The organism is Aquirufa rosea (genome assembly GCF_004118285.1).
GTDB lineage: Bacteria > Bacteroidota > Bacteroidia > Cytophagales > Spirosomataceae > Aquirufa > Aquirufa rosea.
In genome coordinates this window covers 115,770-132,988 of sequence record NZ_SDHY01000006.1, presented here as the reverse complement: position 1 = coordinate 132,988, position 17,219 = coordinate 115,770, and the positions used below count along the sequence as shown (strand labels likewise).

15 protein-coding genes and 1 tRNA gene are annotated in these 17,219 nt (G+C 38.8%); 13 read left to right on the top strand and 3 right to left on the bottom strand.

The annotated features are described in order from the left end of the window. The first annotated feature begins 2 nt into the window (after positions 1 to 2). The 12 genes from ESB04_RS10265 to ESB04_RS10210 all read left to right on the top strand — a co-directional run bounded on the left by ESB04_RS10265 (position 3) and on the right by ESB04_RS10210 (position 12,309). Positions 3 to 1,211, top strand: a complete 1,209-nt coding sequence (locus ESB04_RS10265) for a class I mannose-6-phosphate isomerase (protein WP_129027653.1) — start codon at positions 3 to 5, stop codon at positions 1,209 to 1,211. A gap of 21 nt (positions 1,212 to 1,232) precedes the next feature. Beyond that, on the top strand, positions 1,233 to 2,264 hold the full coding sequence (locus tag ESB04_RS10260; protein ID WP_129027652.1) for a sugar phosphate isomerase/epimerase family protein: 1,032 nt from the start codon (positions 1,233 to 1,235) through the stop codon (positions 2,262 to 2,264). Between the two features lie 19 nt (positions 2,265 to 2,283). Then, positions 2,284 to 3,441 carry a Gfo/Idh/MocA family protein gene (locus ESB04_RS10255; protein WP_129027651.1) on the top strand — a complete coding sequence of 386 codons (1,158 nt, stop codon included), beginning with the start codon at positions 2,284 to 2,286 and terminating at the stop codon, positions 3,439 to 3,441. Between the two features lie 8 nt (positions 3,442 to 3,449). Next, positions 3,450 to 4,955 carry a sugar ABC transporter ATP-binding protein gene (locus ESB04_RS10250; protein ID WP_129027650.1) on the top strand — a complete coding sequence of 502 codons (1,506 nt, stop codon included), beginning with the start codon at positions 3,450 to 3,452 and terminating at the stop codon, positions 4,953 to 4,955. Positions 4,956 to 4,961: 6 nt separating this feature from the next. Continuing rightward, complete coding sequence (locus ESB04_RS10245; protein ID WP_129027649.1) at positions 4,962 to 5,909, top strand: ABC transporter permease; 948 nt, start codon at positions 4,962 to 4,964, stop codon at positions 5,907 to 5,909. A gap of 1 nt (position 5,910) precedes the next feature. Continuing rightward, entirely contained in the window at positions 5,911 to 6,822 is a 912-nt protein-coding gene (locus ESB04_RS10240) for a substrate-binding domain-containing protein (protein WP_129027648.1), read from the top strand. A 28-nt stretch (positions 6,823 to 6,850) separates the two neighbouring features. After that, the gene (locus tag ESB04_RS10235) at positions 6,851 to 8,098 is read left to right on the top strand and encodes a glucuronyl esterase domain-containing protein (RefSeq protein WP_129027647.1); all 1,248 of its coding nucleotides are present in this window, start codon (positions 6,851 to 6,853) and stop codon (positions 8,096 to 8,098) included. Positions 8,099 to 8,109: 11 nt separating this feature from the next. Next, positions 8,110 to 8,478, top strand: a complete 369-nt coding sequence (locus ESB04_RS10230; protein ID WP_129027646.1) for a hypothetical protein — start codon at positions 8,110 to 8,112, stop codon at positions 8,476 to 8,478. Positions 8,479 to 8,582: 104 nt separating this feature from the next. Continuing rightward, positions 8,583 to 9,473, top strand: coding sequence for a hypothetical protein (locus ESB04_RS10225; protein ID WP_129027645.1), 891 nt, complete (start codon positions 8,583 to 8,585; stop codon positions 9,471 to 9,473). 10 nt (positions 9,474 to 9,483) lie between these two features. Further along, the gene (locus ESB04_RS10220; RefSeq protein WP_129027644.1) at positions 9,484 to 10,911 is read left to right on the top strand and encodes an amidohydrolase; all 1,428 of its coding nucleotides are present in this window, start codon (positions 9,484 to 9,486) and stop codon (positions 10,909 to 10,911) included. Between the two features lie 9 nt (positions 10,912 to 10,920). Beyond that, the gene (locus ESB04_RS10215; protein ID WP_129027643.1) at positions 10,921 to 11,439 is read left to right on the top strand and encodes a hypothetical protein; all 519 of its coding nucleotides are present in this window, start codon (positions 10,921 to 10,923) and stop codon (positions 11,437 to 11,439) included. Positions 11,440 to 11,637: 198 nt separating this feature from the next. Continuing rightward, a complete protein-coding gene (locus ESB04_RS10210; RefSeq protein ID WP_129027642.1) occupies positions 11,638 to 12,309 on the top strand; it encodes a TetR/AcrR family transcriptional regulator in 672 nt (223 codons plus the stop codon). Between the two features lie 308 nt (positions 12,310 to 12,617). On the opposite strand, the gene ESB04_RS10205 is transcribed toward ESB04_RS10210, so the two are convergent. Both ESB04_RS10205 and ESB04_RS10200 read right to left on the bottom strand, forming a co-directional pair. After that, positions 12,618 to 15,002 carry a zinc-dependent metalloprotease gene (locus ESB04_RS10205; protein WP_129027641.1) on the bottom strand — a complete coding sequence of 795 codons (2,385 nt, stop codon included), beginning with the start codon at positions 15,000 to 15,002 and terminating at the stop codon, positions 12,618 to 12,620. 372 nt (positions 15,003 to 15,374) lie between these two features. After that, positions 15,375 to 15,695, bottom strand: a complete 321-nt coding sequence (locus ESB04_RS10200) for a hypothetical protein (protein ID WP_129027640.1) — start codon at positions 15,693 to 15,695, stop codon at positions 15,375 to 15,377. A gap of 179 nt (positions 15,696 to 15,874) precedes the next feature. On the opposite strand from ESB04_RS10200, the gene ESB04_RS10195 reads away from it, so the two are divergent. Then, positions 15,875 to 16,966 carry a helix-turn-helix transcriptional regulator gene (locus ESB04_RS10195; RefSeq protein ID WP_129027639.1) on the top strand — a complete coding sequence of 364 codons (1,092 nt, stop codon included), beginning with the start codon at positions 15,875 to 15,877 and terminating at the stop codon, positions 16,964 to 16,966. 152 nt (positions 16,967 to 17,118) lie between these two features. Here the strand turns inward: ESB04_RS10195 and ESB04_RS10190 are convergent. Further along, positions 17,119 to 17,191: transfer RNA gene (locus tag ESB04_RS10190), tRNA-Thr, on the bottom strand. Positions 17,192 to 17,219 lie beyond the last annotated feature (28 nt).

The window sequence follows — 17,219 nt, the reverse complement described above, 5'->3', positions numbered from 1 at the left end:
TTATGAAAAATAAAGCAGAAAAAGCCCTAGAACAAGGAAAGGGTATATTGCGTTTAGCACCTACCTGGGTACCTAGATCATTTTGCGTACCAGGTCGACGTATTAAATTGCATCCAGATGATTATTATGTACTCGGTGGAGTAAGAGGTGGAATTGATGAGCGTTGGTTATCATCTACAACCCCTGCTAAAAATGGTCCATTGACTGGGGAAAACGAAGGCTTGAGTGCCGTAGTTTATACAGATGGTGGCAAAGAGGAGCAAATCCTATTAAAGGATGTGATTGAAGAATTAGGTGCTCAAATTATTGGGGATCGTATATGGAATGAGTACAAATCTTGGCCTATGTATTCCAAGTTTTTTGATAACATGGGACCATTGCCACACCATATTCACCATAACGACGAACACGCGGCGAAAATTGGTCAATTGGGTAAGCCTGAAGCTTATTATTTTCCGCCTCAATTAAATAACCACGGAGGCGATTTTCCTTATACGTTCTTTGGTATCGCTCCAGGTACTACTAAGGAGCAAATCAAAGAGTGTTTACAGAATTTCACCAAAGGTGATAATAAAATCACCATGTTCTCTCAAGCATTTCCATTGATTCCTGGAACTGGATGGGATGTTCCTCCAGGGATGTTGCATGCACCAGGTAGCCTTTGTACTTATGAGCCACAAAAAGCTTCTGACGTATTTGCTATGTATCAATCCTTAGTAAATGAAGCTATCATTCCAGAAGAATTATTATGGAATGGTACTCCGAAGGATCAGATTGGTAATTATGACCAATTAATGGAAGTGATTGATTGGGAATTAAATACCAACCCTAATTTATTGGAAACTCGTTTTATGGCTCCAATTCCGGTGAAGGATGAGGCTGAAATGGCAAAAGAAGGTTATTCTGAGAAGTGGGTATGCTATCGTTCTGAGGCATTTTCTGCCAAAGAATTAACTATCTTCCCAGGTCAAACTGTCACCATTAAAGATGCCGCTGCCTATGGCTTAATTATGATGCAAGGACATGGTAAAATGGGTGTTTGGGACATTGAAACCCCAGCTATGATTCGCTACGGTCAGTTGACCAATGATGAGTTTTTTGTGACGGAGAAGGCGGCGCAAGAAGGAGTGGTGATTACTAACCATTCTTCTACTGACCCAATCGTGATGTTGAAGCACTTCGGTCCAAATAATCCTGATTTAAAATTGTAATCGATAAAACCGTTTGAACAAATGACACAAATAAATAAGTATCCAAAATTACACAATGCCACTTGGCCGGGTATTGTGGGAAAAGGTCCTGATTCAGAACCAGTTATTTCCTTAGATCAAATGCTTGAAATGACAGCTGCTGCTGAAGTGGATGGTGTAAAATTTGATGGAGTTGATGTGGGTTTATTTGATCCTCATTTTGACATTAACTCGGGTAAAGAAGGAGCTAAGAGATTAGCCGACAAAGTAGCAGCACATGGTTTAGAGATTGGTAGTTTGGTGGCTCCCATTTGGGGAGGTCCGGCTATTGGTTCTAAAGCTGACCAAGATACCTTCGTGGATATGGTCAAAAAATCTTGTGAAATTGGCCAAACCTTACGTGAAATGGGTATTCGTCCGAATGGCATCGTGCGTATTGACTCGGCTAGTGGGGTTTCTGATTGGGCTAAGGATCCAGTAGGAAATTCAAAAAAGATTGTGGAGACTTTCCAACGTGCTTGTGATGTAGCGGCCGACTACGGTGAGCGTTTAGCGGCTGAAGGTGAAATCTGTTGGGGTGGTATGCATTCATGGCGTCATATGGTGGCTACTTTGGAGGCTGTTGATCGTAAAAACATTGGTTTTCAGGCTGATATGTCGCATACTTTATTATACACCATGGGATATAACTCCCCAGAAGACCGTATTTTACCTGAAGGTTATGATTGGTCTGACCGTGAAGTTTTGAAAGATGCTCTTCGTAAAATTACGGCGGCATTACGTCCATGGACTATCGATTTCCACGTGGCTCAAAATGATGGGACTGTTCACGGAACAGGAAGTCATGACAAAACGGGTAGACACTGTCAAGCCACAGATCCCAATGGTAAATTATCTGTAGCAGAAGATGCAGGTTTCTGGCTTCGTGATGAAAAAGGTGAATTAACCAAAGCATTCAAGCATATCTGTTGGGATGGTTGTATGTTTAGCAATGAAGTGATGTTACAACAAAAAACATGGAATGATATTTTAGCAACCATGATTAAGGTGCGTAATGCGCATGGTTGGTCTTAATATTTTGAAAATTTGAACTATGGAAAAGAAAAAATTAAGAATAGGATTGATAGGAACGGGATTCATGGGAAGAACCCACTCCAATGGTTTTAACCGCATTACTAACTTTTTCCCTAATTTGGCTTATGAGCCTGTTTTACAGGCAGTTTGCTCTCGTAATGAGGAGAAAGTAAAAGCATTTGCTGAGCAATGGGGCTATGCTTCTTACGAAACAGATTGGCGTAAAATAATAGCACGTGATGATATCGATGCCGTGGATATTTGTACACCCAATGATACCCACGCTGAAATTGCTATCGCTGCTGCTAAAGCGGGCAAGATGATTTTATGCGAGAAGCCTTTGTCTAGAACTTTGGCTGAAGGGGAAGAAATGGTAGCTGCTATTGAGGCGGCAGGTGTGAAAAATACAGTTTGGTACAACTACCGACGTTTGCCAGCTGTTACCTTGGCTAAGCAGATCGTAGATTCAGGTAAACTAGGTCGTATTTTCCATTACCGCGCTAACTTTCTACAAGATTGGACCATTAGTCCAGATTTGCCACAAGGTGGAGCAGGTACTTGGCGTTTGGATGTAGAAGCAGCTGGTTCAGGAGTTACAGGTGATTTATTAGCGCATTGTATTGATACAGCATTGTGGATCAATGGTGGTATTACGGATGTTTCTGCCATGACTGAAACCTTTATCAAGGAGCGTGTTCATACTGATTCTGGTCAAGTACAGAAAGTAGGTATAGATGATGCTTGTTTATTCCATTGTCATTTCCAAAATGGTTCCTTAGGTTTATTTGAGTCTACTCGTTATGCGCGTGGGCACAAGGCCTTATATACTTTTGAAATCAATGGGGAGCATGCATCTTTACGTTGGGATCTACATGATTTGAACCGTTTAGAGATGTATGATCATGCCGATGCCTCTATCGTTCGTGGATGGAAATCTATCCTAGTAACGGATGGAGATCAGCCTTACATGGACAAATGGTGGGTTCCAGGTTTATCCATTGGTTATGAGCATAGCTTTGTGCACCAAGCAGCTGACTTCCTTAAGTCATTGGAAACAGGAGAGCCTTGTTCTCCAACCTTCCGTGAGTCTTTACAAACACAGAAAGTTTGTGAGGCAGTCATTGATTCAGCTAAGCAAAAACAATGGAAAGATACTCACGTAGAGTGGCCATGTTAATTTAATCCATGGAAGGTAGGGTAGTAAAGGTGGAACCAGTTCTAGAACTCAAACATGTTTCTAAGGCTTATTCAGGAACTCCCGTTCTACATTCCATTGATTTAGCTTTGTTTCCTGGAGAAATCCACGCTTTAGTGGGTGAGAATGGAGCAGGCAAATCAACCTTAATGAAGATTATTTTGGGAATCACCTCTCCTGATCGTGGAGAGGTGATTTTTTTTGGCCAAAAGCGCCTCCATGAAAATGTGAAGCAAATCATGGATGCAGGAATTTCCATGATTCATCAGGAATTGATGATGATTCCTGAGCTGAGCGTAGAGGAAAATATATTTTTAGGTAGAGAGCATGAATTGGGATTTTGGCCTTGGGAAAGGAAAAAAAATGCCCGATTGAAAACCTTGGACTTGTTGAAAGAAAATGATATTCTTCTTAACCCAAGTACTTTATTAAAGGATTTATCTATCGCAGAACAACAATTAGTTGAGATATTACGAGCAATATCTCAACGCGCTCACCTTATTTTAATGGATGAGCCAACCTCTTCCTTATCTGAAAAGGAGATTGCCTTGTTCAGGCGACTGTTATATAAATTAAAAAATGAGGGAGTAAGTGTCTTGTTTACTTCACATAAAATGGAAGAAATTTTTGGGTTGTCGGACCGAATATCCGTCTTACGTGATGGTCACTTGATTTCCTCCAAAGCAACCCAGGATTGCACTGAATGGGAAGTGGTGCAGGAAATGGTCGGTAGGGAAATGAATCAATTTTTTCCTGCTAGAGCTTACCAGCCTGGAAAAGTTAGCTTACAAGTGAGGGGCTTGGGACATTCCAAATTATTTCAACACATCGAATTTGACCTGCATGAAGGGGAGATTTTGGGTTTTGGGGGTTTGGTAGGAGCGGGTAGGACTGAAATTGGTAAAGCCCTTGCTGGATTGTTGTCACCACAACAGGGAGAAATCATTTGGAAAAATCAATTGATGAAGTTTAAAAGTCCTCAGGATGCCATTAAGCAAGGTATAGGTTATGTGAGTGAAGACAGAAAGGAAATGGGATTTATTCCTGAATTTTCCGTTCAACAAAATTTGACTCTTTCCTCCTTGATAGAATTTCAGCGCTTGGGTCTTTTAAATAGAAAAATGGAAGAGTCCGTTGCTCTGGGGCATATTGAACGACTAAAGATTAAAACGAATGGACCAGAGCAAAAGGTCATGAACTTGAGCGGTGGTAATCAGCAGAAAGTTGTTTTTGGTCGCGTCTTACAACATTTACCTGATGTATTAATTTTAGATGAGCCCACGAGAGGTATCGATGTACAAGCAAAATTTGAAATATATACCTTGATGGTTGAGTTGAGTCGACAAGGGAAATCCATCATTTTGATTTCCTCCGATTTGCCGGAATTGATGCACATGAGTGATCGCATTTTGGTCGTGTCAAAAGGAAAGCAAACTGCTATTTTGAATAAGGATGAAACGAATCCAGCAGAGATTATGTCTTTCGCTATGAAATAAGAATATATGAACTGGAAAAAAATATTTATGGGTAGTCAATCTGGTGGGATTTTCATTGCCTTGATTGCCGTGTGCGTTCTCATTACCAGCTTAACCCCTCGGTTTTTAACGGAGACAAATTTGCTGGTGATTCTTAACCAGGTTTCAGTGAATGCCATTTTAGCATTTGGAGTCACTTTTGTGATTATTTCAGGGGGTATAGATTTATCTCTGGGCTCCATGTTGGCCGTGGCCGGCGTAGTGGCTGCATTATTTGCCAAATCTATCAATGGAAATGTCTATTTAGCCTTAATAATGGCTTTAGGAGTCGGTGCTTTGATGGGGGCGCTCAATGGACTAACTGTGATACTTTCTAAAGTTCCACCATTTATAGTGACCTTGGGAACCATGACTATCGCAAGGGGAGTAGCATTAATTATTTCTTCTGGTCGTCCTGTTTCAGATTTATTGGATAGCTTTAATTATTTGGGGAATGGTGATGTTTTAGGTATTCCTATTCCCATTGGTTTTTTGATACTATCTTATTTGATTTGCCATTTTGTACTAACTCAAACTGTCTTTGGACGATATGTGACGGCCATTGGTGGAAATGAAACGGCTGCTTGGGTGGCAGGAATTCCCGTTGCCAAAGTGAAATGGATAGTGTACACCCTGAGTGGGATATTTGCCGCTTTGGGGGGTATTTTATTGTCGGCTCGTATCAATACGGGCCAACCCAATGCGGGCTTAGGGTTCGAGTTAGATGCCATAGCTGCGGTGATAATAGGAGGAACAAGTACTCGAGGAGGTAAAGGTAGCATGACTGGAACATTACTAGGTGTATTGTTTATTGGTGTCATCAATAATGGTCTCGATTTATTGAATGTTTCTGCGTACTGGCAGCAAGTGGTGATGGGGGGAATTATTATATTAGCAGTTATATTGGACAGTGTTTATCAAAAAATAAAACGTTAACATGAAATTAGGAATACGCAGTTTACTCTCTTTTTTATTCGTGGCTCTTCTATTGGCTTGTGGATCTAAGGAATCCTCGGGTGAAAAGAAGAAAATAGTCATAGGTGTGTCCATGTTAAGTTTGCAAAATGAGTTTATTCAACAAGTAAGCGCTTCTTTGGAAAAGCATGCCAAAGATGCTGATGTTGAGCTTATTGTGGTAGATGCCGAGCGCTCTGCTTTGAAGCAAGTGGAACAAGTAGAGAATTTTATTAGTCAACAAGTTGATGCCATCATCCTGAATCCAGCAGAGTTTGAGGCTAGTTCACCTGCCATTTTACGAGCAAGAAAAGCAGGAATTCCTATCGTCAATGTTAATTCTTCTACCAAGGAAAAACCAGATGCCTGGGTGGGCTCAGATGATGCTGAGTCCGCCAAAATGGCCATTGATTTTTTAGCTAAAAAACTCAATGGAAAAGGAAATATTTTAATGATTCAGGGATATATGGGTCAAGCAGCTCAAATAGATCGGGAGCGAGGTGCTATGGAAGCATTAAAGGCCTATCCACAGATTAAATTATTAGCTACTCAAACAGGAGAATGGGATAGAGCTAAATCCATGGCACTCATGGAAAACTGGATTCAGTCCTATGGAGACCAAATTCAGGGAGTATTTGCCCATAATGATGAAATGGGATTGGGAGCCATGCAGGCCTTGATGGATGCAAAGAAAAAGGATAAGGTAGTGGTGGTAAGTGTAGATGGTATTGGCGATGCATTAAAGGCGGTTCAGGCGGGTAATTTAGATGCCACTATTTTGCAAAATGCAGAACAACAAGGTGCGCAAGCCATTGCTATGGCTTTGGATTTAATTAATAAGAAGCCTATCAAAGAATCTCAGGTTTTGATACCATTCCAGGTTAAGACCCAATAGTATTCATTTGATTTTAAATCGCAATTCCATGAAAAGATTTATTCTCTTATTTTGTTTTTTAAATACGACCATTATGGCTCAGCAAAAACCCTTTGTAGCCAATTACGATGAAAGTAAGGTAGGCGCATTTACTTTGCCCGATCCTTTAGTAATGGGTTCAAAAAAAATCACGACAAAAGCTGAATGGGAAAAGAATCGTGGCTATTGGTTAGATTTGTTTGCATCTCATATGTATGGTAAACTACCCAAAAAGAAGCTCAAGCAAGTCAATACCTTGATTTCCAAGAAGGAGATTCTGGGGGGTAAAGCGATTCAGTCGATTTGGAAAATGGATTTTGAAGGTAAAGTTCAGGCCACAGTAGTGGTAATTTTGCCAACAGCTGTCAAGAAAGCTCCTGTATTTTTGGGATTAAATTTTTGTGGTAATCAGACGATTAGTACCGATGAGTCTATTCCTATGTTCGACAAATATGTGGTATGTAATAATGCACCTGATTTTGTGAACTATGTTTCTCAACCAAGTTCTAGAGGCGTTTGGGCGACTCGTTGGCAAATAGAGAAAGTGATTGATGCTGGCTTTGGGACTATTACAGCGGCATGCGGTGATTTTGAAGAAGACCATGCCAATGGCTATAAAAACGGAGTTCGTACTCGTTTAGCCTCTGCATTGGGATTGAAACCAGAGGAATGGACAGCCATGGGTGCTTGGGCTTGGGGTCTAAGTCGTATCATGGATTTGGCTCAGAATATCCAGCAAATAGATCCCAATAAAGTCATTGTTCATGGTCATTCGCGTTTAGGAAAAGCTGCCATGTGGGCTGGAGCTAATGATCAGCGATTTGCTGCCATCATTTCTAATGAGTCAGGAGAAGGTGGGGCGGCATTGAGTAGAAGAATTTATGGTGAGACCATTTGGCGTATCACCAATAGTTTCCCGCATTGGTTTTTACCCAAATATGCCACTTATTCAGATCGAGAAAATGAATTGCCTTTTGATCAACATATTTTATTGAGTTTACTGTCGCCTCGACCAGTCTATGTGGCTTCGGCATTTGGAGATCAATGGTCTGATCCGAAAGGGGAATTTTTGAGTACACGCGAAATGGAGAAAGTGTACGCTTTATATGGTAAAAAAGGCTTGGGAAACATAGAAATGCCAGGCTTAAATCAACCAGTAGGTCAATTGATTCGATACCATATTCGAGAAGGGAAACACGATATCAATGAATACGATTGGGAGCAATACATCAAGTTTGGAAAAGAAGAGCTTAATTAATGCCCTTTTTCATGTTAAAACGAAAGCTACTTTTCTTTCTTATCCTGCTGCCTTTTCTATCTTATTCTCAACAGGGGAAACCCAAAAAGCCTCTGAAAGAAAAGAAGAATTCCCATTTGCCTTATGCTTGTATTTTTGAGGATGGGACCTATCCGGCTACGGTGATTCAAAAGAATAAGTTTACGAAAGATTCCACCTATTTTGCTCGAATTTCTATTAGCATTGAAGGCTGCTTTGTGATGGCCATTCATTTTCCGGAGGATTCACGATTTATTCATGAGGCACTCAAAATCAATGATATAGATGATATAGGTAATTCCATCATCGAGGGGGAAAAGGGAAATTATTTTATCATTCAAGCCAAGTATGAACCATTGTGATATTTCTCTAGGGATGTATTTTATTCGTCCTTCTAAAGAATATAGGCCCTAGAATTACCCACTATAAATCATTTAATTTAAATTTATACTTCTTAAATTTTCCTATGAAGTTTCAACAAGTAGATGTAGCCGTTAATGTATATGGTAAACCTTATCAAACGGCCGTGAGTATTTGGTCTCTGATGAAAAATTCAGGACAACATATTCAACGCATCTATGTCACTTTGGAGAAAAGTCAACCCGAGGGATTTGACGAAGAATTGTTAAAGTCACTTTTGGATGGACTACCAATTACCTATTTTAAACCTAAGTTTTTCTTTGGCTGGTGGGAAGGAAGAAGAAAAGGACTGCTAAATAAAATTCTGCTTTATTTTAAAGACTACCGCTATTCGATTCGTAGTCAGTATCCTTGGGAAAATTGTCAGTCTAAGTATTTATTTATGATGCACAACGATATGCTTTTTAATGGCGATTTAATTGGGCATTATTTGAGTAAAATCGGTGATTCAGTAGGAATTGGTCAAGTTGGGCAGTGTTGGAACTGTCCTGCATTTGTGGGACATTGTGATGGTGATCGTTACTGGGATTTTCGTCCAACTATGGCGGAATTAAAGAAACTATACGAATCTAAACCCGATGGTAGGGCGGTGATGCATGGATTGGTGGAGGAGGGAAAAATGAGCTGGCCATTGCCTGAGTGCCGTTTGAATGAGCATGCGGCTTTAATTAATTTGGATATAGCCAGACCTGTGACTAGTCCACGTGGACCTGTGGCCCCCATTGGTTTGAAAAATAGTTTAGACAATGGAATCCCTTGGTTTCAAGGGATGACTTTGAAGGGTTTTAAAATGGTCAATGAGTCATACATGCCTTTTGCTAAGCATGCATGGACTAATGATACGGATTGTGGTCATGCTTCCTTATTTGATCGGAATTTATACGATAGGGAGGAAAAAATGGCTGAATTTGAATTGGCTAAATGGAGAAATAATTAATGATATGGTTATGAGAACGTTATTTTTGATCACCCTAGCTTTGCTTCATTTTAGCATGCTGGCTCAAGAAGCCGAAAAGCGAAAAGTAATTCAGAAAATTCAGCATAGAGAAAATCAGTATGGACAATTAGCCAATCAAATTTGGCGATTGGCTGAGGTCGGTTACAAGGAAAAACAAAGTTCAGCCTTACTGCAAGAAACTTTGCGTAAGGCTGGATTCTCCATTGAACCAGGTGTGGCGGATATTCCAACGGCTTTTGTAGCAACTTTTGGTCAAGGGAAGCCTGTCATTGGTATCATGGCTGAATATGATGCCTTACCGGGTATGTCCCAAGATTCTATCCCTATTAAAAGAAGCCTAAGTGGTTCAGCTGGCCATGCCTGTGGTCATCATTTATTTGGGGCGGGCTCTGTAGCCGCTGCCATTGCAGTCAAAGAATGGATGCAAGAAACAGGTCAAAAAGGAACAATTAAATTATATGGTTGTCCGGCAGAGGAGGGTGGTTCTGGTAAAGTGTATATGGTGCGCGCTGGATTGTTTTCTACGGCGGATGTGATGTTACATTGGCATCCCAACAACCAGAATGTAATTTCCATGAGTAATTCACTAGCCAACAAAGCAGGTAAATTTAGATTTTATGGATTGTCATCCCATGCAGCAGCTTCTCCTGAGAGAGGCAGGTCAGCTTTGGATGCGGTGGAAGCAATGAATTACATGGCCAACATGATGCGGGAGCACATTCCCTCTACCACCCGAATGCATTATGTAATTACGAATGGAGGAAAGGCACCCAATATAGTTCCGGATTTTGCGGAAGTTTATTATTATGTTCGTTCTCCTCAGCGAGATGTGGTGATGGATGTATGGGATCGTTTGGAAAATGCAGCTAAAGGCGCTGCCTTGGGAACCGGAACCAAATATGAAGCGGAGATTATTGGAGGGGTATATGAAATGTTACCCAATGACCGACTGGCCAGTTTGATGCATTCCAATTTAAGTTGGGTCGGTGGTTATCAATTGTCCCCGAGTGAATTAGCCTTCGCTAAGCAAATCCAACAATCGGAAGGAATGCCTTTGGTAGAATTATCAAGTACGAATCAAGTTAAAGGATTAAAGGATGCAGATAATTTGGCTACAGGTTCTACTGATGTAGCAGATGTGAGCTGGATGGTACCTACAATAGGCTTAGGGACGGCTACTTGGGTACCAGGAACCAGTGCGCATAGCTGGCAAGCAGTGGCAGCAGGAGGAATGTCCATCGGTCGAAAAGGTATGATGGTTGCTGCAAAAACGCTTGCTTTAACTACTATGGATTTGTTTAAACATCCTGAGTGGATTCAAGAGGCGAAGGCTGAATTCGATCAAAGAAGAGGATCTAATTTTGTCTATAAATCCTTGTTGGGAGACCGCCAGCCTGCCTTGAACTATCGGGATTAGCTTATTGCGATGAAGTTTTTGCTTTCTTTCTTGTGTATATTTAGTACAAGTCCTCTGATTCAAGCTCAAAACCAAACAGGTTTACCCTTAGCTACTGATGATTATTCCACCTATATTGTTCCTAATCTAGCCACGGGTATTAAGTTGTTAGAGGCGGATGAGGAGCTTTTTAAAGGCTGGATGAAGCAATATCAATATCAACGCTACCAGAGAGGATATGAACTAGAGTATTTGGCACCTACTACTCGGACGAACCAAATGCGCTTAATTAGAAAGGAAAACCATCAAGTAGTTTTTGCATTAAGTCCGGTCAAATTGGAATTAGTAAAGCAATTAGAACAAGAATTAATCAATTTAAAACCACAAATTAATCGGGATCAGCTTGGAATTACTTGGTATCAAAACCCAAATTTTCAGGATAATAAAAATAATAATTACAAAGTCGGCATTAAAGTTGAATCCGATACCGAAGATCGGGTTGGGAGGACCTGGTCCATCTGGTCTGTCCAAATCATTTTTCAAAAGTAGAACCAATAAAAAAGCTCTTATTCAGTGAATAAGAGCTTTTTGCATTCCTGTGTTCTATAATTGTCTTTAAATAACTTAAATGGTAGGTATTTTGTTTTGAGAAAATTAAGTTATACTCTAATAATGTATCAAAATTATACAATGAATTGTTAATAAAAAAATTATTTTTTATTTTTACGTGAAAATTATAATTTATTCATGAATATATACCAAAGAAAAGGAGAGAGGAGTCGTGAGAATATAATTTTACAAGCTTCTGATGTGTTAAATACTTATGGTTCATCCATTACGCTAGACGAGATAGCTAAGTATACTGAAATTAGCAAGAGTAAAATCACCAATCATTTTTCTACCAAGGAGAATTTATTTATTGCCATTACGGAATTATATATTAAGGATATCCAAAATTATTTTGATTCTATTACTTTTTCAAATCACTTCACATGGAAGGAATATATTTCGATTTTATCGGATATCATGGATCTCCAATTCAAATATAGAAGTGCCATTATGTTCATTTGGACAGCTTCTTTTAAATATGAAGCTTTTATGAATGAGCTTAATGAATCATTCAAGATTCGAAAAAAGAGCATGATTGCTTTGTTTGAGAAATTAATAGAAGAGTTTTATTTATCTCCTGCTGTTATGGAAGAAAAGAATTTTAAGATTTTTTACCATCAACATGCAGTTTTAGGGGTACATTGGATAAATACCTATTTAGTATTTGATTATGCTCAAAATTACTACGATGTAAAACCAACTTATTTGGCCGGTACTACGGCTATCTACAAACCATATTTAACAGAAAAAGGTCTTCGAGAGTTTGAAGCACTTAATTTGGAAAAATATTTAAAGGAGTTGAGAAAATAATTTTACTCCCATTCATCCATTTTATTTGCCGCGATTTTTATAAAATAAAAATCTCCTATTCATGGAATAGGAGATTTAGGCATTCCTGTGTTCTATAATTAATTTTTTTATTCGGATTAGGTATTTTCAATGTTACGAGAAAAATTATCTGCAACTGATTGTTGGACAAAATTATCTATTTAATAAAAATAAAAAAATATTTTTTTATTTTTATTAAAATAATATAATTTTTATGATTGTAATCACAAAAAAATCATAATAAAGATGAATTAGGGGATTTTAATGATTTATAAAGGAATACATATATTTTAGTAGCAATCCATTCCAATGGGTGCTCCGTCGGGTATAGGAGGACCAAAGCTAGCTTTCCATTCCGAAGGATTATCCAATGATTTTTGTATGTATTGCTGCATATACTGAGCAAAAGCACTAGTACTAGCTGTTTTTTGGTAAAATAATTGCCAATTTTTAATAATACTATGTAATTCTACTTTGGCCAATGGTGCCAGCTCAGGAGCATGATAAGATTGGATGAGCACATCACATACTTTAAAATTGATGGTTTCCTGAGCAGCTTGAAAATAGCTATCCTTCCAAGTTTTTTCAAGCGTCATTTTACTTACATATTGAAGCATTTCTCTCAATCCTAGATTGTCAGACTGAATGTCGTGGTTCTGTTGTATTCTCGAAATCCGATCAGGGTGGAAGAGGAATTTCAACGTAAATTCTGCTGCAGTTTCTACAGCTCCCAGGGCATCAAATGTTAGACCGGTCTTACTTTTAAAAGATTCTCTTGTTCTTGGGAATCCAAAAGCCCTGGGAGGAAATAAGCTCAATTTTTCCTTAGGTATTACTAATTCATCGGCTTGCAGGGTTCGCATTAATTGGGATAATGCCTCCAATTGCAATTTTTTAGAGGCAGGTTTGAGGATTAACTCTTTACCTCCTTTTACAGCATAATTGTATTCGTATCCTCCTACTATCTTGCTAGTAGCTTCTGTTTGATAGCGATGCATCAAATAGAGTGGAACAAACATGTCTTCCAATTTGGTATATGTTTCTCCTGTTCGAATATTATCCTTGGAAAATTGCTGAATAGCTTGTTTCCTAATTTCCATGATACGATTCAATTCATCCACAATTGTATGCCCATTATCCCATAAATGAGCATATATATGAGCGCCGCCCGGATTACGTGCATCAAAATCCGTAATAAAACGCATACCTTTTTCATAGGCAGCATCTAAAATCTTAGGTAAGTCCTCCTTCTTATGTTCCCCATAAGCATAGTCTAGGGCTACTTTGTCCCATTCTCCAATTTTACTATCATAGGCATTACTTAAATTAATCTCTTTCCCTTTAAAAGCGACCCACGGATGAGGATAGTCCATGACACTGGAATTTTCTCTAGCGCTGGCCGCATAATTATGTGCAAATCCAAGGGTATGACCTATTTCATGAGCAGATAATTGCTTGATACGTGCCAAGGCCATATCTAACATGGCTTGATTATTTTGATCGCTTTGGGCATAAGGGGCATTCATTAGTGCTTGGGCAATCATAAAATCTTGTCGGATGCGTAGACTTCCTAAGCTCACATGCCCTTTGATGATTTCTCCTGTTCTGGGATCTGAAATGCTGGCCCCATAACTCCAACCACGAGTAGAGCGGTGCACCCATTGTATGACATGATACCGCACATCCATAGGATCTACGTCGTTAGGTAAAATTTTCACCTGAAAGGCATTTTTATAACCTATGGCCTCAAAGGCCTGATTCCACCAATTTCCTCCTTCTAATAAAGCTGAACGAATGGGCTCTGGTGTGCCATTGTCTAAATAATAAATAATGGGTTTAACAGCTTCACTAAGAGCTTCTTGGGGATTTTTCTTTTCCAATCTATGCCGTGTAATCCATTTTTTTTCAATTGACTCTGTTACAGGTGTGGAATAATCATAGAAACTGATGGCATTTGATCCAGATCTTGGATCATATATTCTAGGTTGATATGAATTGTCTGGGAGTTCTATGAAGGAATGATGTTCTACTACAGTCACATAATCGGGGTTGGGGGTAACGGAGCTAATTTCAGCACCTGTGGCATGGCCAGAAAAGGTTAACCTAGCTTCAAATTCAGTATTTTTAGGGAAGGATTTAGTTCGCTCCATGAAAAGAGAACTTCTCGATTTATCCAATTGAAATGTGCCTTGCTTGTTTCTGGTTAAGGTTTTTAATACGCCATGAGCATCTTGTAATAAAAAGTCGGTAACGTCAATGAGGTAAGTGTTTTGTACTTGTCCTTCAATTTTAAACCCAAAAAGGATGGATTTGGCAAAGGCTTGTTGGACGGAGGCTTTTTCTTGAGGATTATCACTTGTCGCTCTGAACCGGTAATTGGGTTGAATTAAAAATAATTTGTTGCCTTGTTTTTCAAAATAAACCACCTGCTCATTACCCAATTGTCCACGATCAAGGCCTAAATCATTATTTCCGACACCTTGACTCAGCGAATAAACATATAAAAATTCTTGATTGAGCTTATCCACTGACAAGTAGATCTTATCGACACTTTCATCGTAGTAAAAATCGAAAAATCCCTGAAATGCTTTCATGGATCTTATTTTTTCTGTGATTTGGGCGGAGGATGAAAAACTAAAGAGCGACAAGAGAATCCATAGTTTATATGCTTTCATAAGGATGATGAAGATATTGAATAAGTAAAAACGTGGGGAATATAAAAATAAAAATTGGTTGTAATGATGTTTCAAGCCATCATTTTTATCGAAGCTTTTATGGGATATATGACCTCATTTATGGATATATCCTTGAAAATCTTTTATTGAACTAAATGGGTGAAATTTTTAAAATTTCAATTTCATTGGAAATGTAATTGACTCAATATAAATGATAGACTCTTTCTGAAATTTCAATGAATTGATATTAAAATTTTATCAAATCGACTTATTGTATTTCTTTACAAATCAGCTAACCTAGTTTTGATAAAGGGCAGATTAGGTTAATTTACATGGGTATAACTATGATTATTCAATTTAGTCCCAAGGGGATTAAGAAACCTCTAGTATTTTTTTTTCTTCCAATTGGCTTATAAAGTTTAGTCCACAGCCTATTATGAAATAACTAATTTGTGCTGTAACGCCAAGTGAATAATAACCATCTTGTGGACTTGGACCAAACATGTGATAAGGAGCCAGGATGAGGTAAAGGGTGATGCCAGATAAAAGAAGGATTATACCCACCATCCACCAACGGTATTTTGTCATAAAAGCCATACCGGCTAGGGTTTTCACGATTCCTTCGGTGGCATAAAATACAATCCAAACCAGCACTAAAGACAGCATTAAAGATTTAAGCAATTTGATGTTCATGATTTCTTATTTTTAATACCCAAAGGTCTATTTGTAGTCCGCCAAAAATTGGCGACTTTCCACATTTTTATATCTTTGAATAAATAATTTCGATGAATGGTTCAGCCTCGGTTTGATTGTAGGTGTGGCTTGTTCGTTTAGTCATTCAAATTTTAATATTATATAAGCCAGGTAATCACATGTTAGCACCTTCTGAAAGGCTTAAGGAAATCAATAATTTGTTTTTGCGAAAGGCATTTGCTGTTAACTACCTTTCGGTGAAACAGTATCTGTCAGAATATTTTGACGTATCCAACTACTCGGAGCGTAGTTTTAGTCGGGATTTGAATGCGCTACGGGAATTAGTAGGCTTGCGCTATCCCAGTTTGGAGGAGGAATCTGGGGACTTGATTCGCTACTCCCGTGCTAGGAATTGTTTTTATTACATTCGACAGGATATTTCAGCTTTTCCTTCTTTTTCTGAAAAAGAGCTAAATCAATTGGCCTCGGTGATTGATTTGAACCAGCATTTATTTACTGATGGGGCAGGGCAGGGGATTGTTAATAAATTGCGAGCCATTAGTTTAGAAAATAGTTTGTCGGCCCACCAGCAAGTAAATCACTGGCCAATCATTCAATTAATAAAAGATGGAGAACGATCAGGTTCTGAAAATATCAAGCCTTTATTAGAGGCAATTGCTGCTAAAAATGTTATTGAGTTTGATTATCAAAGCTTGTCAAAAAGTGCGCAAAGCAAGCCATATATGGGAATTCCATTACTGATTAAGGAGTATAACAATGGCTGGTATACGGGTTGGTATGTTTTGTTACAAGAAATAAATCCAATGGAAAAAATTCATCAAACTCATATCAATTCGCTTCGCTTATTTGCTTTGGATAGAATGAAGGAATTGCATGTATCCAAACACAGTTGCCGATTACGTTTTGCTCCTGAATTTAATCCATCCGATTATTTTAAGCATACCCTAGGCATACTTCGTAATAATTTGTTGGTGCCAGAACTGAAGCCAGCACATGTTTCCGTGGAAATTCATCAGGATAATTGGATTTTGGAATATCTCAGTCAATACCCTTTGCATTTTTCTCAAAAGATGATGAATCATCCCTCCAAAAAGGAGTATGTGTTGATTTCTTGGAAATTGGAATTAAATGTAGAGCTGGAGAGTTTTTTGATGCAATATGCTGCTGAACTCAAGGTGTTGTCGCCTAGTTCCTTGCAAAGTTCTATTCAGCTTAAATTAAGGGAAGCAATGGAGCGGTATGAATCGTGAGTGAGCGAGTTTTTAAATGAGAGTTTTTTGTCTGTGAATGGTGATTTTTGGGTTACAGGTCAACACCTAATGAAGCATAAATCTACTGTGAATGCGGTGTTAAAAATACAGATGACAACAAAAAAGCCCAACATTTCTGTTGAGCTTTTAAGAGCCTCCTATCGGGATCGAACCAATGACCTACTGATTACAAGTCAGTTGCTCTACCAGCTGAGCTAAGGAGGCTGAAATTGGGTATGCAAAAGTAAGCATC